This window comes from Mesorhizobium sp. AA22, assembly GCF_001672375.2.
Classification (GTDB): domain Bacteria; phylum Pseudomonadota; class Alphaproteobacteria; order Rhizobiales; family Rhizobiaceae; genus Mesorhizobium; species Mesorhizobium wenxiniae.
In genome coordinates this window covers 3,533,431-3,551,036 of sequence record NZ_CP048406.1, presented here as the reverse complement: position 1 = coordinate 3,551,036, position 17,606 = coordinate 3,533,431, and the positions used below count along the sequence as shown (strand labels likewise).

The following is a 17,606-nucleotide window of genomic DNA, read 5'->3' as shown; positions in this document are numbered from 1 at the left end:
CCAATATATCGGGAGTTCGTTGAGAAACCGGCAAACCGCGTGGTTAGCGAAGACTTGTCGGTAAGGTGTCGCTGGGAGGTGACAAGGTGTCGCCCGCAGGCTATGGATGGCGAGTCGAGGGCTCAAATTGAGTCCTACCTGTTTGCGGGAGAGAGCAGCGAGAGCTGCCGCCGAAGGGGAAATCGCCCGAAATCTCTCAGGCAAAAGAACCGTAGACGGGAAAGACACTCTGGAAAGTCGGGGCTTGCCCCCGCGCCGAAGGTGTAAGCGCTGCCGACAGAGTTACGGGGCGCGAGTCTCTCAGGCTTCAGACAGAGGGGCACGGACTGGTCGCCACTCGCGGCCGATTGCGTGCGACTCTGGAGACGACATGACGGGCGACGACACCAAACACCTTCCCCTCCAAGACCTGCACGCGGCCGCCCGTGCGCGCTTTGGCGCGTTCGCCGGCTGGTCGATGCCGCTGACCTATCCGGCCGGCGTGATGAAGGAGCACCTTCATACCCGCGAGCATGCCGGCCTGTTCGACATCTCGCACATGAAGCTGTTCGAGATCAGTGGCTCGGGCGCTGAACCACTGCTCAATCGTGCCTGCCCGTTCGACGCCGGCGCGCTTGAAGTTTCCCAGTCCAAATACACGTTCTTTCTCAATGAAGCCGCCGGCATCCTCGACGATCTGATCGTCACCAGGCTCGGCCAGCAACGCTTCATGGTCGTCGCCAACGCCGGCAATGCCGAAGCCGACGAAAAGCACCTTCGTGGGCTTGCCCTGGATGTTGAGGCAAAGGGGGATTTTGATGCCAAGATCGATGCACTCGACCGCGTCTTCCTGGCGGTCCAGGGGCCTGAAGCCTGGGCCGCCCTGTCCCGCGCCGGCATCGAGACCGGCTCGCTGCTGTTCATGCACGGCTTTGAGCCCCGCGAAAACTGGTTCATGAGCCGGTCGGGCTATACCGGTGAAGACGGTTTCGAGATCGGCCTGCCCGAAGCGGATGCGCGAAATCTCGTCGCCAAGCTGCTCGAGGACGAGCGCGTGATGTGGGTTGGGTTGGCCGCCCGGGACAGCCTGCGGCTCGAAGCAGGGCTGTGCCTGCACGGGCTGGACATCACGGCTGAGATCGACCCGGCCAGCGCCGTGCTGATGTGGGCGATCCCAAAGGAGGTTCGCGCCTCTGGCGCTTTCATCGGCGCCGACGCATTGCGTTCAATCCTGGAGCGCGGCCCGGCGCAGAAACGCGTCGGACTGAAGCCGGAAGGCCGCCAGCCGGTGCGCACCGGCGCTGCCCTTTTCAACACCGACGGCAATCCCGCCGGCCACGTCACCTCCGGCGGCTTCGGCCCCTCGGCCGCCCATCCGGTTGCCATGGGTTACGTGCAGACGTCGCTGGCCAAACCTGGCGCAAAACTCTTCGCCGACGTTCGCGGGACCAAAATCCCGGTCGATATCAGTCCCCTGCCCTTCACGCCCCATCGCTACCGCAAAGGATGAACTTCATGGCAAAAACCTATTTCACCGAAGATCACGAATGGCTCCGCGTCGAAGGCGGTATCGCCACCGTCGGCATCACCGACTACGCGCAGGAGCAACTCGGCGATCTCGTCTTCGTCGAATTGCCGGAGCTTGGGAAAAAGCTGGCCAAGGGCGATACGGCCGTCGTGGTCGAATCCGTCAAGGCGGCATCGGACGTCTATGCACCGGTCGACGGCGAGATCACCGAGGCCAACACCTCGCTGTCGTCGGACCCGTCTTTGGTCAATTCGGCGGCGACCAGCGACGGCTGGTTGTGGAAGATGAGGCTGGCCGATGAAAGCCAACTCGAAGGTCTCCTGGATGAGACCGCCTACAAAGCCCATATTGGTTGATAGCAGGACCAGGAAGATGACCGCAGCACCCTACGCCTTCTCGGCCCGCCATATTGGCCCCGGCCTCAATGACGTCAGAGCCATGCTGGCGACGATCGGCGTTCCCTCAGTCGAGACGCTGATCAGCCAGGCTGTGCCGAGATCGATCCGGCTCGACCGGCCGCTGGCTTTGCCGGCCCCGGCGAGCGAAGCGGAGGCGCTGGCCGAGCTTTCGGCGACGATGGCCAAAAATACCGTGTCGAAGAGCTTTATCGGTGCCGGTTACCACGGCGTCCACGTGCCGCCGGTCATCCAGCGCAATCTGTTCGAGAACCCGGCCTGGTATACGGCTTACACTCCCTACCAGGCTGAGATCAGCCAGGGCCGGCTCGAAATGCTGTTCAATTTCCAGACCTTGGTCACTGAGCTGACCGGCCTGCCGGTGGCGTCGGCCTCGCTGCTCGACGAGGCGACGGCGGTGGCCGAGGCGGTCGGCATTGCGTTGCGCCATCATCGCGACAAGCGGACCAAGGTGGCGCTTGCCGGCACGCCGCACCCGCAGACGCTCGACGTCGTGCGCACCCGCGCTGAGCCCCTCGGCATCGAGGTCGACGGCGACACGATCGACGACAACACCGCCGCTCTGCTGGTCTCCTGGCCTGATACGTTTGGCGTCTATGGCGACCACAAGGCGGTGATCGAGAAGGCCCGCGCCACCGGCGCGCTGGTCGTTTTCATTGCCGATCCGCTCGGCCTGACGCTGACCGACGCGCCGGCTACGCTTGGCGCCGACATCGCCGTCGGCCCGATGCAGCGCTTTGGCGTGCCGATGGGCTTTGGCGGGCCGCACGCCGCCTATTGCGCTGTTTCCGACAGGCTGACGCGGTTGATGCCCGGCCGCCTTGTCGGCCAGTCCACTGACAGCAAGGGCCGCCCGGGCTACCGTCTCGCCTTGCAGACGCGCGAACAGCACATCCGCCGCGACAAGGCGACCTCCAACATCTGCACCGCGCAGGCGCTGCTCGCCAACATGGCGACGGCCTATGCGATCTGGCATGGCCCTGCCGGGCTGCAGGCGATTGCCGGCCGAATCCATTCCTTGGCCAACCGGCTGGCGACCGGTCTCACCGCGTCAGCAATTTCGGTGCTTGGCGCAAGCCGCTTCGACACGGTGACGGTGGAAGTGAAAGGCAGAGCCGGCGCGATCGCCGCCGCTGCTGAAAAGACCGGCCGATTGCTGCGCGTCATCGACGCCGACCACATCAGCATCAGCTTCGACGAGACCTCGACCGATGCCGATCTGGACGCCATTGCAGCACTGTTCGGCGCCAAGGCAGGCGCTGCTGGCACCAGCACCACTCCGGGCAAGCCACGCGGTAAGGCGTTTCTCAGCCAGCCGGTCTTCCACGAAAACCACTCGGAAACGGAGATGATGCGCTTCTTGCGCCGGCTGGCCGACAAGGACCTGGCGCTCGACCGCGCCATGATCCCGCTCGGCTCCTGCACGATGAAGCTCAACGCCGCCGCCGAGATGATGCCGGTGAGCTGGCCAAGCGTCGCCAATCTGCATCCATTCGCGCCGGCCGGGCATTCGGCAGGCTATCGCGCGATGGTGGGCGAACTGGAAGGCTGGCTGTCGGAGATCACTGGCTTCGATGCGGTCAGCCTGCAGCCCAATGCCGGCAGCCAGGGAGAGTATGCCGGGCTGCTCGCCATTCGCGGCTATCACCGCTCGCGCGGCGAAGGCCACCGCACCGTCTGCCTGATCCCGTCATCCGCGCATGGCACCAATCCGGCGAGTGCGGCGATGGCCGGCATGAGCGTCGTCGTCGTGCGCTGCACCGAGGATGGCAATATCGATATGGACGATATGAGTGCCAAAGCCAATGAGCATTCCAAGAATCTCGCCGCGCTTATGTTCACCTATCCCTCGACGCATGGCGTATACGAGGAAGGCGCGCGCCACCTCTGCGCCCTCATTCACGAGCATGGCGCCCAGGTCTATTTCGACGGCGCCAACCTCAACGCCTTGGTCGGCCTCGCTCGCCCCGGCGACATCGGCGCCGATGTCTGCCACATGAACCTGCACAAGACCTTCTGCATCCCGCATGGCGGCGGCGGTCCCGGCGTCGGCCCGATCGGCGTCAAGGCGCATCTGAGACCTTATCTGCCCGGCCACGTCACCGAAGGCTCGGGCCATGCCGTGTCGGCCGCACCGTTCGGCAGCGCTTCGATCCTGCCGATCACCTGGATGTATATCCGCATGATGGGCGCTTCCGGCCTCAAGCAGGCGACCGAGACGGCGATCGTTTCCGCCAACTACGTGGCGACGCGGCTCGCGCCGCACTTCCCGCTCCTCTACAAGGGCAGGCACGATCGCATCGCCCATGAGTGCATCCTCGACACCCGCGTGCTGAAGGAGAGCTCCGGCATCAGCGTCGACGATATCGCCAAGCGGCTGATCGATTATGGTTTCCATGCGCCGACCATGTCGTTTCCGGTGGCCGGCACGCTAATGGTCGAGCCGACCGAGTCCGAGCCCAAGAGCGAACTCGATCGCTTCTGCGAGGCGATGATCGCGATATCAGGCGAGGCAGCCAAGGTGGCAAAAGGCGAATGGCCCTTGGCCGACAATCCGCTGGTCAATGCGCCGCATACCGCGGCCGAGGCGCTGGCCGGCCAGTGGACCCATCCCTATTCGCGCCTGGAGGCGGCCTATCCCGCCGGTGATGCCGACACATCAGCCAAATACTGGCCGCCGGTGTCGCGCATCGACAATGTCGCCGGCGACCGCAACCTAGTCTGCTCCTGCCCGCCGCTGTCAGAATATCTGGGGGCGGCGGAATAGAACCAGCCGATTGCGACGCAGACTGCCTCCTCATTTCCCGCGCATACGCAATGAGGGTGGCTGATGCGGCAAACCTCTGAAGGCCGGAGTTTCGACCCATTTCCGCCGCTTGGTTGCCGGATGGTTTTGCAGTAAGAGCCCTATCCTCGAACGTAACAGGAACCTCCGTCGCCTGCCCGCAAAAAGCGTGGCAGTATCGGATGGTGATTCGCAGCATCGCAATCCAGGACCAGCATGGACGACAACAACGATCTTTTCGGCACTATGGACAAGCAGTCGCAACCGGTTCGCGCCACCGCTCGCCCGGCCGACCCGCTGGTGCAGGCGGCGAAGCGCCCGGCATCCCGCGACGGCAGCGAGAGCTACAGCGCCGCCGACATCGAGGTTCTGGAAGGGCTGGAGCCGGTGCGGCGGCGGCCCGGAATGTATATCGGCGGCACCGACGACAAGGCTATGCACCATTTGTTCGCCGAGGTCATCGACAATTCGATGGACGAGGCGGTCGCCGGCCACGCGACCTTCATCGATGTCGAGCTTTCGGCCGATGGATATCTGGCGGTGACCGACAATGGCCGTGGTATCCCGGTCGATCCGCATCCGAAATTCAAGAAGCCGGCGCTCGAAGTCATCATGACGACGCTGCATTCGGGCGGGAAGTTCGACAGCAAGGTCTACGAAACCTCGGGCGGCCTGCACGGCGTCGGCGTCTCCGTCGTCAACGCACTGTCGGACCATCTCGAGGTCGAGGTCGCGCGCGGGCGCCAGCTCTATCGCCAGCGATTTTCGCGCGGCGTTCCGGTGACCGGCCTGGAGCAACTCGGCGAGGTGCATAACCGGCGCGGCACCAGGATACGCTTCCATCCCGACGAGCAGATCTTCGGCAAGGGTGCGGCATTCGAGCCGGCGCGGCTCTACCGCATGACGCGCTCGAAGGCCTATCTGTTCGGCGGCGTCGAGATCCGCTGGACCTGCGATCCGTCGCTGATCAAGGAGAAGGACACGACGCCGGCTAAGGCCGAGTTCCATTTTCCCGGTGGCCTCAAGGACTATCTGAAAGCCTCGCTCGGCGACGAATTCCAGGTCACCCGCGAAATTTTTGCCGGCAAAAGCGACAGGCAAGGCGGCCACGGTTCGCTCGAATGGGCGGTGACCTGGTTCGGCGGCGACGGGTTCCTCAATTCCTACTGCAACACCATTCCGACCGGCGAAGGCGGCACGCACGAGGCCGGCTTCCGCAACGTCTTGACGCGCGGCTTGCGTGCCTATGCCGATCTGGTCGGCAACAAGCGTGCTTCGATCGTCACGTCGGAGGACGTCATGATCTCAGCGGCAGGCATGCTGTCGGTGTTCATCCGCGAGCCGGAATTCGTCGGTCAGACCAAGGACAGGCTGGCCACGATCGAAGCAATCAGGATCGTCGAGACCGCCATCCGCGACCCCTTCGATCACTGGCTGGCCGATAATCCGCAGGAAGCTTCGAAGCTGCTCGAATGGGTGATCGCGCGTGCCGACGAGCGGGTGCGCCGGCGCCAGGAAAAGGAAGTCTCGCGCAAGAGCGCGGTGCGCAAGCTGCGGCTGCCCGGCAAGCTCGCCGACTGCACGCAGAATGCCGCGGCCGGCGCAGAACTCTTCATCGTCGAGGGCGATTCGGCCGGCGGCTCGGCGAAACAGGCGCGCGACCGCGCCAGCCAGGCGGTGCTGCCGCTGCGCGGCAAAATCCTCAACGTCGCCAGCGCCGGCAACGACAAACTTGCCGGCAACCAGCAGATTTCCGACCTGATCCAGGCGCTTGGCTGTGGCACACGCTCGAAGTACCGCGACCAGGATCTGCGCTACGACCGGGTCATCATCATGACAGATGCCGACGTCGACGGCGCCCATATCGCTTCGTTGCTGATCACCTTCTTCTATCAGGAGATGCCGAGCCTGGTCCGCGGCGGCCATCTCTATCTGGCGGTGCCACCGCTCTACTCGATCCGGCAAGGCGGCAAGGTCGCCTATGCCCGCGACGATGCGCACAAGGACGAACTACTGCGCACCGAGTTCACCGGGCGCGGCAAGGTCGAAATCGGCCGCTTCAAGGGGTTGGGCGAAATGATGGCCGCCCAGCTCAAGGAAACCACCATGGACCCGAGAAAGCGCACGCTGCTCAGGGTCGATGTTATCGAGGCCGAGGCGGCGACCAAGGATGCGGTCGACGCGCTGATGGGCACCAAGCCGGAAGCCCGCTTCCGCTTCATCCAGGAACGCGCGGAATTCGCCGAGACCGAAGTGCTGGATATCTGAGCGTCTTCTGCTCGGCGAACGGCGACCGTCGCTGTTGCAAGGCAGAATGCTGCTGGCATCACCGAGCGAAGCGAGGCGGCCGACACCTCGCAAATCGCAGCCTCTCTGCGGATTATCGCCGCGATCGAGGATTTCCCGGATTTTTCGCGAAGGTCTAAGCCGCAGCGATCGCCAGCGCATGGCCGCGCGCGTTTTCGCGCAGCGCATCGAGATGGATCGATTTGACCAATCCGGCGAGATCGCCTTCGGCGGACTGCCCGCCCAGTTCCTGCAGCATCAGCCAGCTGACTTCCTGGACGCCGGCCAGGCGCTTGCCATTGGCGACCTCGCGCCAGATCTTCAGCGCGCGCAGGATGATCCCATGCGTAGCCGTGGCAAGGCCGGCGCTGCGGAACAGCGCCTGCAGCGCCACGTCATGCCCGCCGACCAGCAGCGCCCTCACCCGTTGTTCGGATTGCTGGCTGAGCGCGACCAGCGCCGAGCCGAAGAAGTCGACCTTGCCATGCGCGATGGTACGAATGATGAAGCTTGCTGTCAGGTCGCCGCGCAGGCGCAGATGCTCGATGAGCGCCGCATGTTCTTCCTGGCGCGTGCCTTCGATCAGCGTCATGGAAGCTTTGACGCAGGCGTCGCGCATGACGCGCTCGGTTCTGGCACGGCCCATCAGCGCCACCACCAGCGGCGAACCTTTGAGCGTTTCACCAAGTTTTATCAGCAGCATATGCCGGCAGTCGGCAGGCAGGCGCGCATCGGAAATCAGCGCTTCGCGCACCGAAGGCAGATGGCCATGGCGTTCGGCGATACGGCGGAAGCTGAGCGAAGCGATGTCGGCGCCGCTGTTGGCGAGAAGCGTGGCGCAGGCTTCCGGCTCGCCGATTTCGGCGATCGCCGCGGCAACCGCCATGGAGACGCGCGCACGATCGGCGATCAGTTTCTGCGTCGCCTTTTGGCCACCCGCAACGCGGTCGATCAGATCGGCATCGGTGAGCAGCGGCGAACGTGCCAGCACCAGGCTTGCAACTTCCGGTTGATCTGACGCCAGCGCGCTGATGATATGCAGCGGCGCGTGATGGCTCATCGACAGCGATTCTGCAATCGCCAGCCGCACTTTCGACGAGGCATCGTCGAGCAGCAGCGTCAGCGCGGCCTCCGCCGCGCAGCGGTCCTCGAAAGGCAGATCGGCATTGATGTAGGCGCGAGCCAGAGCGCCTGCCGCAGCGGCGCGCTCCGAAACCTTGGCCGTGTAGATCCATTTCAGGAAATGCGAAACAACCATGCCGTCCGCTACGCCCCTAACCCGAGTCCGTTCCCGCCCCAGTGAAGACCGTAGGCAGAAATGGTTTACGAACGGTTCACCATGTTTGTTAACTGGCTTGCGAGCGCGGTATGCAGCGCCTATCAACCCCTTAGAGGGGCGTACAGAAGTACGCTCTAACACTTTGAATCTTCGCATCGTGCTTTCCGAACATCGATTCCGATCTTCAGGCCGATGCGGCAGCCGAGGAGATCGAGCATGGCCGGGCTTTATCTGGAAGAGTTCGTCGTCGGCCATGTCTTCCGGCACACGCTGCGGAAAACCGTCACCGAAAGCGACAACATGCTGTTTTCGGTAATGACGCTGAACCCGCAACCGCTGCACATCGATTTCGACTTCGCCGCCAAAAGTGAATGGGGCAAGCCGCTGGTCAATTCGCTGTTCACGCTGGGCCTGATGATCGGCATTTCGGTGAACGACATCACCGTCGGCACCACCATCGCCAATCTCGGCATGAAGGAGACGGTGTTTCCGCATCCAGTCTTCCACGGCGACACGATCCGCGTCGAGACGACGGTGATGTCGGTGCGCGACTCCAGGTCGAAACCGGATCGCGGCATCGTCGAGTTCGAGCACCGCGCCTACAACCAGAACGACGTGCTCGTCGCCAAATGCACGAGGCAGGCAATGATGATGAAGAAGGCGGCCTGACCGATGCGCTCGCTGCTGTTCGTTCCAGGCGATTCCGAAAAGAAGCTGGAAAAGGCGTTTGGCGCCGGCGCCGACGTGGTCATCGTCGATCTCGAGGATTCGGTCGCGCCACAAAACAAGGTTTTGGCTCGCGACGTCGCCGCACGCTCCATCACCGGACACAGGCATCAAACCAGATCCGCAATCTATGTCCGCATCAACGATCTCTCGACCGACCTGACCGATGACGATCTGGCGGCACTCGTGCCAGTGAAACCCCACGGCATCATGCTGCCGAAGTCGAACAGCGGCCAGGATGTCCAGCATCTCTCGGCCAAGCTGAGGGTGCACGAGGCCGAAAACGGCCTGCCGGATGGCGCGATAAAAATCCTGCCGATCATCACCGAAACAGCTGCCGGCGTGCTGGCGGCTGCGACCTACGCCAACGCAAGTGTGCGGCTTGTCGGCGTGACCTGGGGTGCGGAAGATCTGTCGGCAGCAATCGGTGCGCGCACGGCGCGCGACGAGATTGCCCGCTACACCGATGTGTTCCGCTTCGCCCGTACCATGACCATCCTCGCCGCGGGTGCTGCGGAAGTCGCGGCGATCGACACGGTTTTTCCGCACTTTCGCGACATGGCCGGCTTCGAGGCGGAATGCGCCGAAGCAGAGCGCGACGGCTTCACCGGCAAGATGGCGATCCATCCGGCGCAAGTGCCGGTCATCAACGCCGCCTTCACGCCGTCGGCCGAGGCGGTGAAACACTCCCTGGCGATCGTTCAGGCTTTCGAGGCGGCTGGAAATCCCGGCGTCGTCGGCATCGATGGCAAGATGTACGACCGGCCGCATCTCAAGCTGGCAGAGCGGCTTCTGGCGCGAGCCAGAGCGGCAGGGATTCCGGCCTAGAGCGGGCTTTCTGCGGGATATGCCAAATTTGGGGTGTCCTATAACTCGCCGGCAGCAGAGGTCATTCGGGTAACTTTCTCGGCAGCCAGAGCCACGCGATGATGCCAGTTGCAAGCGTCAGCAGACCGCCGGCGCCGACCGCGACATGTAAACCAGTGAGAAAGGCTTCGTTGGCCCGCACGATAATTTCAGGGTCCGACTGATCGAGTGTTTCGTTGAGCGTGCCGGCCACGCCGGGACCCAACAGCCGGAAGCTCAGCGCGGCCAACGATCCGAGCAGGGAAATTCCCAGCGCGTTGCCCTGTTCGTTGCTGGTCTCGGCGATCGAACTCGCCGCACCGGCTCGTTCGGCAGGAACGGCCGACACTGCTATCTCGGCCACCAGGCTAAAGGATAACCCATATCCGACGCCAGCGATCATGGTCGAGGCGATGAAGGCCGCGATTCCGACCTCGGTGGTCGTGAACAGCAGCAGGAGGACGCCGACGCTGATGAGCAGATGTGTGGCAACAAGGGCAGTTTTGCGGCCTATCCGCTCCACGATGCGAGCGGTGCCCACGCAAGTCGCCGTCAGCACGGTCGCGCCCGGCAGCGTCAGCAGCGCAGCATTGAAAACATCAAAACCCAGCACCGATTGCAGATAGATGCCCGACAGATATCCGGTAGCCGACCAGACAACCAGCGTGAGAAGGCCGGTTAAGATGGCGATGGAGAAAATGGGGTCTCGGAATAGTTCCAGGTCGAGCAGCGGGTAGTCAACCCTGCTCTGTCTGCGCACGAACAGCCCAAGGGCAAGGATGCCGACGATCCCGATGGTCAACAGTGTCGGCGTGAAGCCATGGGCCGCCGCGCTCTTGAGCGAATATGTGAACAACAGGATACCTGCGAAGGACAACATGAGGCTCACGAGATCGAATCGCCCGTAGCTAGTCGAACGCACCTCTTGCAGCAGTACCGGTGCAGAGATCAGGAAGCCGATCACGACGGGAACATTTATCAGAAACACGGCGCCCCATTCGAATTGCCGCAATAGCAGCCCGCCGATGACGGGCCCGATGGCGAAACCAGCCGCAAAAGTCGCCGCGAAAATACCGATCGCCCGAGCGCGCGTTCGCGGATCGGGGAATAGCGAGCTCACGATCGCCAGCCCGGACGGCAACAGTGTCGCGCCGCCCAGTCCCATAAGGGCGCGCGAGGCGATCAGGCTTTCAGGGGTTTGCGAATAGGCTGCGCCAAGCGATCCAGCACCGAAGACCACCGCGCCGATCATGATCAGCTTCAGCCGCCCGTAACGGTCGCCGATATTGCCGAAGGCGATCAGCAGCGACCCAACCACGAAACCGTAGATGTCGAGAATCCAAAGTGCTTGGTCGGCGGTCGGCGTGATGGCCGAGGTCACACGCGGCATAGCGAGATAGAGTATCGAGCCGTCCATAGCTACGAGCAGGACCAGGGGCAAGACGGCCATGAGGCCCAACCACGCCCTGCGGTCGGTCGGGCGTGCAAGTGAAGTATCGGTCATAAGGCACACAAATCCTCTGCGTACGGCAAGCGCAGGCGTGCCGCTTCGGCCGCCGGGCGGAAGGCCGGCGGATGGTTGCGATCGAAGAGCGAACTCTATATACTTCAGGTAAGTTACTTTTGGTACATAGCCATGTCAAGCACAGCGAAAAATAGGGAAGCCACGCAGAGACGCGTTCGTCTCAGTCGCGAGCAGCGACTAAGCCAGCTCCTTGAGGTGGCGAGGTGGCTGGTTCGCGAAGAAGGCACCGACGCGTTGACGCTGCCGCGCCTAGCCGAACAGGCCGGTGTCGCCAAGCCGGTGGTCTATGACCATTTCCGGACGCGCAACGGTTTGCTGACCGCCCTCTATCAGGATTTCGACGCGCGCCAGACGGCGCTGATCGACGCCGCTCTTGAAGCAAGCGCTCCGGGTTTGGAGGAGAAAGCTTCTGTCATCGCATCGTCCTACGTCGAATGCGTGCTGGCCCAGGGCCGTGAGATCCCCGGCGTGCTGGCCGCGCTGGCAGGCTCGCCCGAACTGGAGACCGTCAAGCGGGACTACCAACTGGATTTCATCGAGAGGTGCCGAAAGGCGTTGGCCCCGTTTACAGGGCCAAGGGGGATCGTGCAGGCCGGTTTTTGGGCGATGTTAGGCGCAGCCGACACCTTGTCCAATGCTGCCGCGACAGGAGAAATCACCGCTCAACAGGCGCAGGACGAACTTTACGAGACGATTGTTGCAATGGCCAAGAGAAGCAATCGCTGACGCATGCAAGGCTAGAGTTCCACCCGATTCATCGGGGATCAGGTTCTAATCCTTTTCCCAGCGAGGCCGGCGCATCGAAAATATTTCGCTGACGCTGGCATAGTCCATATAGCCGAGACGGCCGACATTGCCCGCCTTGGCGATATCGAAGATGCCGTCTTTCAGGAATGCATCGTCGATATGCACACCGACGACTTCGCCGGCAACGACGATGGCGCTGGTCAGCGTCCCGTCCAGCGCCTTTGGCCGCAAGATCTCCGTCACCCGGCATTCAAGCGCCGCGGGCGCTGCCGCGACGCGGGGCGGCGCAACCAGACGCGACGGCGCCATTGTGAGATCGGCATAGTCGAATTCGGCCACGCCGCGCGGCGCATCGACCGCCGTGCGGACCATTTTTTCAGCAAGATCGCGGCTGACGAGGTTGGCGACGAACTCGCCCGTCTCTTCGGCGAAGGTAGCGCTGTCCTTCTCGCCTTCGGACGAAAACCAGACGATGAAGGGCCGCGTCGAAAAAGCATTGAAGAAGGAATAGGGGGCGAGGTTGATCTCGCCGGCCTTGTTCACCGTCGAGATCCAGCCGATCGGCCGTGGCGCCACGATCGCCTTGGACGGGTCATGCGGCAGCCCATGCCCCTTTGCCGGCTCGTAGAACATTCAGCCCACCCACGGCCCTGCATAGTCGGCATAGAGCTTTGCCGGATCAGGCCGGGGCCGCTCCGGCGCCGGCCCCTGATAGGAACCGATATGGACAAAGCCGACGACGCGCTCATGCGGCGCCAGCCCCAGGATCGCCCTGCCCTCCGGCACATCGGAATACCAGTTGCTGATCATGTTGGTGCCATAGCCCAGCGCATTGGCTGATATCATGAGGTTCATCGCCGCCATGCCGCCCGACAGGAACATCTCCCATTGTGGGATTTTTGGATTTTCCTTCGGGCTCGACACCACGCCGATCACCAGGGGCGCGCGTGAAAAGCGCGCCAGTTCCTGGTTATGGCGGCCTTCTGGCAGCGGCCCTTCGCGCTGTGCGGCAAGGGCCGCCAGCTTCTTGCCGATCTCGACGCGTGCCTCACCCCGGTAGAGGATGAAACGCCAGGGCTCGAGCCGGCCGTGGTCCGGCACCCGCGACGCGGCGGCAATCATCGTCGCGATGTCAGCGTCGCTGGGCGCCGGTTCCTTCAACTCCGGGATCGGCGCGGAATTTCGGGTCAGCAGAAAGTCGATGATCGGCGACGCCATGGGCGCAAGTCTCCTTGGAATTTGAGCTGAAGCGCACCATCGGGACATCGGGCGGTTCGGGCATTGGCGCGGCGCGCCGGATAAAGAGCCATCTAGCAGAAGCCGATCGGACTCTTAAGCCTTGAAATTGCCACCGCCGTGGGCTTCAACGCAAGGCATGTTTGAGGGGACATTGCGTCGTTTCCTGATCTGGCTCGCTGCCGCACTGTTCATGGTGCCGGTTTCGCTTGCGGTCGCGCAGGATGCGGACGGCCTCGGTGATCTGAAACTTCCTGGAATTTCGAGCTATGCGCCTCCGAAAAGCGAGATACCGCTGGCATCGGGGAGCAGTGGGGCAATCACGCTGTCGGCGCAATTAACCGACAACGGTGCCGACATCACGCGCGGCATCGTCTGGCGCGTCTTCAAGCCTGAACCCACCGGCGACGGCAAGCTGCCGATGGTCGCTTCCGCCCATGGCGGCAGCGCGGTGTTCCAGCTCGAGCCCGGCAGCTATCTGGTCCATGCCTCCTACGGCCGGGCCGGCGCCACCAAGCGCATCACCGTCGGCAACGACGCCAAGCGCGAAAGCCTGGTGCTCGATGCCGGCGGGCTCAAGCTCGATGCGGTACTGTCGGGCGGAGTGCGCATACCGCCGAAGAAACTGCGGTTTTCGATCTATGAAGGCCAAGCCGAGGCCAATCACGATCGCGCCCTGATCATACCCGATGTCGAGCCGAACAGCGTCGTGCGGCTGAACGCGGGCGTCTACCACGTCGTCTCGACCTATGGCTCGGTGAATGCGGTCATCCGCTCCGACATCCGCGTCGAAGCCGGCAAGCTGACCGAAGCGGCCGTCGAGCACCGTGCGGCGGAGATGACCATGAAGCTGGTACGCGAGCCGGGTGGAGAGGCGATCGCCGACACCTCCTGGTCGTTGCTCAACGAATCCGGCGATCCCATCAAGGAAACCGTTGGCGCCTTTGCTTCGATGGTGCTTGCCGAAGGCGACTACACCATCATCGCCAAGAACCGCGACCGCATCTACCAGAAGGATTTTACCGTCGTGGCCGGGCAGAACAAGGAAATCGAGGTTCTGGCCACGGAGGCCTCGGCGATGGATCCCGAGGAAGGCGCGGACTAACCGTCCGGACACTGCCGTGTAGATTCGGGTCCAGCATCCTATGATTTGCCGATCAGGCCGCCTTGCGCAGGCGTCGCGGCAGAAACTGGCCGCGGCCGCGCGGTTCGGTCGGTGCCAGATCAAAAACGCCACGATGGAGGCGGTCGAGCAAAGCCTTGCGGTCGCGCAGCGGCTCCAGTTCATCCCGTCCCAACACGTCACCGATGCGCACGTCGATCGATTTGCCCGACAGCCGCGCGAATTCGTGGATGAGTAGGGAAATGCGCAGCGTCAGCGAAGCCCTCCCGACCAACTTCGCCACGCGCCCGTCACGTTCGGCCATGTTCATCGGTCCGCTGACAAGGTGGAACAGCCGGCCGTTCTGGCCGGAAAAGTGCATTGGGACAACCGATGCCTTGGCATCCTGGACGAGACGGGCCGGAAACATCTTCCACGGCAGATCACGCGCCCGGCCAAAACCTTTTGGCGCGGTGGCGACGCCGCCCGCGGGGAAGATGACGATGATGACGCCCTCTTTCAGCAGCCGCACCGCCTCATGGCGCACCGCCATGTTATTCCTGAGCGCGTCCTTGGTCTCGGAAAAATCGATCGGCAGCGAATAGGGCTCCATCTCGCGGATCTTGAGCAGATCCTTGTGGATCATGACGCGGAACGGGCGCTGAAGCTGCTCGGCCAGCGAGAGCACCGCAATGCCGTCGCCGATGCCAAACGGATGGTTGGCGACGATCACCAGCGGCGTGTCAGGCAATTTTTCCGGCGGCCATTGGCCGGTGGTCCGCACCTCGACATCGATCAGCTCCAGCATGCGGCTGAAAACGCGCTCGCCGGTCGGCACCACATGGCGGCGCCAAAAGTCATAGAGGGCCGCGAAGCGGTCGCGACCGGACAGGCCTTCGATGGAGTGGATGAACCAGCGCGTCAATGCCGGCTGATGCGGGCTGGCATAGGAAAGCTCGGGAAACGGTCTTTCGCGCATCTTCAGCTTGAGCATGAGGGCTCGTTACAAGGCTGGCGTGACAAACGTATGATGGCAGGCATGTGAAATAGCGGGCATGTGAAAATGGCGGTGGATCGCTCCACCGCCATTTCGTCGACAATCCGGCTGAACTCAGCCCGCTCTTTTGCGCTTGCGGTCGGGCATCACCGCCTCTTCGGCAAGCATTGCCACCGCCTGGCCAAGGCCGAGCGATTCCTGGTCGCGCGAGCCGAGCCGGCGGATGTTGACCGTTTCTTTCTCCGCCTCGCGCTTGCCGCAGACGAGGATGACCGGAACCTTGGCCAGCGAGTGCTCGCGGACCTTGTAGTTGATCTTCTCGTTGCGAAGGTCGGCCTCCGCCAAGAGTCCGGCCGCCTTCAACCGCGCGACGACCTTTTGCGCGTAATCGTCGGCATCGGAGGTGATCGTCGCCACCACCACCTGCAGCGGTGCGAACCACAGCGGGAAATGGCCGGAATAATTCTCGATCAGGATGCCGAGGAAGCGCTCCATCGAGCCGCAGATGGCGCGATGCACCATCACCGGCTGCTTCTTTTCCGAATCGGAGCCGATGTAGAAGGCGCCGAACCGTTCCGGCAGGTTGAAATCAACCTGCGTGGTGCCGCATTGCCAGTCACGGCCGATGGCGTCCTTCAGCACATATTCGAACTTCGGCCCGTAGAACGTGCCCTCGCCCGGATTGACGCCCGTCTTGATCCGGTTGCCCGAGCGCGCCGCGATCATGCCGAGCACGTCCTGCAGCACGCCCTCGGCATGATCCCACATCGCGTCGGTGCCGACGCGTTTTTCGGGGCGGGTCGCCAGCTTGACGGTGATTTCGTCGAAGCCGAAATCGGCATAAGTCGACAGGATCAAATCGTTGATCTTGATGCACTCGTCGGCGAGCTGTTCCTCGGTGCAGAAGATGTGGGCATCGTCCTGGGTAAAGCCGCGCACTCGCATCAACCCATGCAGCGCACCGGACGGCTCATAGCGATGCACATTGCCGAATTCCGCAAGTTTTACCGGCAGATCGCGGTAGGACTTCAGCCCGTGCTTGAATATCTGGACGTGGCCGGGGCAGTTCATCGGCTTCAGCGCAAACATCCGGTCATCGTCGGTGTCGTCGCCAGCAACCGTCACCTTGAACATATTGTCCCGGTACCAGCCCCAGTGGCCTGACGTCTCCCACAGGCTCTTGTCGAGCACTTGCGGCGCGTTGACTTCCTGATAACCCTGCTCGTCGAGTCGGCGGCGCATGTAGTTGACCAGGTTCTGGAACATTCTCCAGCCCTTGGCATGCCAAAAGACGACGCCCGGCCCCTCCTCCTGGAAATGGAACAGGTCCATCTCGCGGCCGAGCTTCCTGTGATCGCGCTTTTCGGCTTCCTCCAGCATCATCTGGTAGGCATCGAGCTGCGCCTGATCGGCCCAGGCCGTGCCGTAGATGCGGGTCAGCATCGGGTTGTTGCTGTCGCCGCGCCAATAGGCGCCGGCCACCTTCATCAGCTTGAAGGCGCTGCCGATCTGCCCGGTCGAGACCATGTGCGGGCCGCGGCAGAGGTCGAACCAATCGCCCTGCGCGTAGATCTTGAGGTCCTGATCTTCGGGAATGGTGTCGATTAGTTCCAGCTTGTAGCGCTCGCCCTTGTCGGCAAAGATTTTTTTCGCCTTCTCGCGCGACCAGACCTCTTTGGTGAAAGGCTTGTTGCGCGCGATGATCTCGCGCATCTTCTTCTCGATCACCGGGAAATCATCGGGCGTGAACGGCTCGTTGCGGGCAAAATCATAGTAGAACCCGTTCTCGATCACCGGGCCGATGGTCACCTGCGTACCCGGCCACAATTCCTGCACGGCTTCGGCCAGCACATGTGCTGCGTCGTGGCGGATAAGCTCCAGCGCGCGCGGGTCTTCGCGTGTGATGATCTCGATCTTGCCGGACTTGCCGAGCGGGTCGGAAAGATCGCACACCACGCCATCGATCGAGTAGGCGACCGCCTTCTTGGCCAGCGACTTCGAGATCGATTCTGCCAGGCCGGCGCCGGTCATCGCCGCATCGTAGTCGCGGAGGGAGCCATCGGGAAATGTCAGGGAAACGGAATTCAGCATAAAATTCTCCTATCCAGTCCCGCAAACGAGCGCGGGTGGTGAAATGCATGTCGCCCCAAAAAG

At 62.9% G+C, this 17,606-nt stretch carries 14 protein-coding genes and 1 riboswitch; of the genes, 8 read left to right on the top strand and 6 right to left on the bottom strand.

Annotated features, from left to right (window positions below):
- Nucleotides 1–135 precede the first annotated feature (135 nt).
- Nucleotides 136–222: riboswitch (glycine riboswitch) on the top strand.
- 148 nt (nucleotides 223–370) lie between these two features.
- From gcvT to parE, 4 genes are all read left to right on the top strand, one after another.
- The gene (gene gcvT, locus A9K68_RS17180; protein ID WP_065009468.1) at nucleotides 371–1,489 is read left to right on the top strand and encodes a glycine cleavage system aminomethyltransferase GcvT; all 1,119 of its coding nucleotides are present in this window, start codon (nucleotides 371–373) and stop codon (nucleotides 1,487–1,489) included.
- A 5-nt stretch (nucleotides 1,490–1,494) separates the two neighbouring features.
- The gene (gcvH, locus tag A9K68_RS17175; protein ID WP_065009623.1) at nucleotides 1,495–1,863 is read left to right on the top strand and encodes a glycine cleavage system protein GcvH; all 369 of its coding nucleotides are present in this window, start codon (nucleotides 1,495–1,497) and stop codon (nucleotides 1,861–1,863) included.
- Nucleotides 1,864–1,879: 16 nt separating this feature from the next.
- Nucleotides 1,880–4,690, top strand: coding sequence for an aminomethyl-transferring glycine dehydrogenase (gcvP, locus tag A9K68_RS17170; RefSeq protein ID WP_065009467.1), 2,811 nt, complete (start codon nucleotides 1,880–1,882; stop codon nucleotides 4,688–4,690).
- A 234-nt stretch (nucleotides 4,691–4,924) separates the two neighbouring features.
- Entirely contained in the window at nucleotides 4,925–6,976 is a 2,052-nt protein-coding gene (gene parE, locus A9K68_RS17165; protein ID WP_065009466.1) for a DNA topoisomerase IV subunit B, read from the top strand.
- A 154-nt stretch (nucleotides 6,977–7,130) separates the two neighbouring features.
- Here the strand turns inward: parE and A9K68_RS17160 are convergent, their stop codons facing one another.
- Nucleotides 7,131–8,252 (bottom strand): DUF2336 domain-containing protein, encoded by a 1,122-nt coding sequence (locus A9K68_RS17160; protein ID WP_065009465.1) that lies wholly within the window; start codon nucleotides 8,250–8,252, stop codon nucleotides 7,131–7,133.
- A 237-nt stretch (nucleotides 8,253–8,489) separates the two neighbouring features.
- Here A9K68_RS17160 and A9K68_RS17155 point away from each other — a divergent pair, with 237 nt between their 5' ends.
- Together A9K68_RS17155 and A9K68_RS17150 are read left to right on the top strand one after the other, a co-directional pair.
- Complete coding sequence (locus A9K68_RS17155; protein WP_065009464.1) at nucleotides 8,490–8,942, top strand: MaoC family dehydratase; 453 nt, start codon at nucleotides 8,490–8,492, stop codon at nucleotides 8,940–8,942.
- A gap of 3 nt (nucleotides 8,943–8,945) precedes the next feature.
- Nucleotides 8,946–9,827 carry a CoA ester lyase gene (locus A9K68_RS17150; protein WP_065009463.1) on the top strand — a complete coding sequence of 294 codons (882 nt, stop codon included), beginning with the start codon at nucleotides 8,946–8,948 and terminating at the stop codon, nucleotides 9,825–9,827.
- A 61-nt stretch (nucleotides 9,828–9,888) separates the two neighbouring features.
- Here A9K68_RS17150 and A9K68_RS17145 read toward each other — a convergent pair whose 3' ends face one another.
- The gene (locus A9K68_RS17145; protein ID WP_065009462.1) at nucleotides 9,889–11,349 is read right to left on the bottom strand and encodes an MFS transporter; all 1,461 of its coding nucleotides are present in this window, start codon (nucleotides 11,347–11,349) and stop codon (nucleotides 9,889–9,891) included.
- 132 nt (nucleotides 11,350–11,481) lie between these two features.
- Here A9K68_RS17145 and A9K68_RS17140 point away from each other — a divergent pair, with 132 nt between their 5' ends.
- On the top strand, nucleotides 11,482–12,096 hold the full coding sequence (locus A9K68_RS17140; RefSeq protein ID WP_065009461.1) for a TetR/AcrR family transcriptional regulator: 615 nt from the start codon (nucleotides 11,482–11,484) through the stop codon (nucleotides 12,094–12,096).
- Between the two features lie 45 nt (nucleotides 12,097–12,141).
- On the opposite strand, the gene A9K68_RS17135 is transcribed toward A9K68_RS17140, so the two are convergent.
- Together A9K68_RS17135 and A9K68_RS17130 are read right to left on the bottom strand one after the other, a co-directional pair.
- A complete protein-coding gene (locus tag A9K68_RS17135; protein ID WP_065009460.1) occupies nucleotides 12,142–12,750 on the bottom strand; it encodes a flavin reductase family protein in 609 nt (202 codons plus the stop codon).
- Entirely contained in the window at nucleotides 12,751–13,335 is a 585-nt protein-coding gene (locus tag A9K68_RS17130) for a nitroreductase (protein ID WP_065009459.1), read from the bottom strand.
- A gap of 157 nt (nucleotides 13,336–13,492) precedes the next feature.
- Here A9K68_RS17130 and A9K68_RS17125 point away from each other — a divergent pair, with 157 nt between their 5' ends.
- Nucleotides 13,493–14,458: a hypothetical protein gene (locus A9K68_RS17125; RefSeq protein ID WP_065009458.1), complete on the top strand. Its 966-nt coding sequence runs from the start codon at nucleotides 13,493–13,495 to the stop codon at nucleotides 14,456–14,458.
- Between the two features lie 52 nt (nucleotides 14,459–14,510).
- Here the strand turns inward: A9K68_RS17125 and A9K68_RS17120 are convergent, their stop codons facing one another.
- Nucleotides 14,511–15,449 (bottom strand): GNAT family N-acetyltransferase, encoded by a 939-nt coding sequence (locus A9K68_RS17120; protein WP_065009457.1) that lies wholly within the window; start codon nucleotides 15,447–15,449, stop codon nucleotides 14,511–14,513.
- A 117-nt stretch (nucleotides 15,450–15,566) separates the two neighbouring features.
- Nucleotides 15,567–17,543 (bottom strand): threonine--tRNA ligase, encoded by a 1,977-nt coding sequence (thrS, locus tag A9K68_RS17115; protein WP_065009456.1) that lies wholly within the window; start codon nucleotides 17,541–17,543, stop codon nucleotides 15,567–15,569.
- Nucleotides 17,544–17,606: the final 63 nt, after the last annotated feature.

Bases quoted from the DNA above. Each gene is read 5' to 3' on its own strand.
- gcvT (WP_065009468.1), top strand. From the start codon at position 371: ATGACGGGCGACGACACCAAACACCTTCCCCTCCAAGACCTGCACGCG.
- gcvH (WP_065009623.1), top strand. From the start codon at position 1,495: ATGGCAAAAACCTATTTCACCGAAGATCACGAATGGCTCCGCGTCGAA.
- gcvP (WP_065009467.1), top strand. From the start codon at position 1,880: ATGACCGCAGCACCCTACGCCTTCTCGGCCCGCCATATTGGCCCCGGC.
- parE (WP_065009466.1), top strand. From the start codon at position 4,925: ATGGACGACAACAACGATCTTTTCGGCACTATGGACAAGCAGTCGCAA.
- A9K68_RS17160 (WP_065009465.1), bottom strand. From the start codon at position 8,252: ATGGTTGTTTCGCATTTCCTGAAATGGATCTACACGGCCAAGGTTTCG.
- A9K68_RS17155 (WP_065009464.1), top strand. From the start codon at position 8,490: ATGGCCGGGCTTTATCTGGAAGAGTTCGTCGTCGGCCATGTCTTCCGG.
- A9K68_RS17150 (WP_065009463.1), top strand. From the start codon at position 8,946: ATGCGCTCGCTGCTGTTCGTTCCAGGCGATTCCGAAAAGAAGCTGGAA.
- A9K68_RS17145 (WP_065009462.1), bottom strand. From the start codon at position 11,349: ATGACCGATACTTCACTTGCACGCCCGACCGACCGCAGGGCGTGGTTG.
- A9K68_RS17140 (WP_065009461.1), top strand. From the start codon at position 11,482: ATGTCAAGCACAGCGAAAAATAGGGAAGCCACGCAGAGACGCGTTCGT.
- A9K68_RS17135 (WP_065009460.1), bottom strand. From the start codon at position 12,750: ATGTTCTACGAGCCGGCAAAGGGGCATGGGCTGCCGCATGACCCGTCC.
- A9K68_RS17130 (WP_065009459.1), bottom strand. From the start codon at position 13,335: ATGGCGTCGCCGATCATCGACTTTCTGCTGACCCGAAATTCCGCGCCG.
- A9K68_RS17125 (WP_065009458.1), top strand. From the start codon at position 13,493: ATGTTTGAGGGGACATTGCGTCGTTTCCTGATCTGGCTCGCTGCCGCA.
- A9K68_RS17120 (WP_065009457.1), bottom strand. From the start codon at position 15,449: ATGCTCAAGCTGAAGATGCGCGAAAGACCGTTTCCCGAGCTTTCCTAT.
- thrS (WP_065009456.1), bottom strand. From the start codon at position 17,543: ATGCTGAATTCCGTTTCCCTGACATTTCCCGATGGCTCCCTCCGCGAC.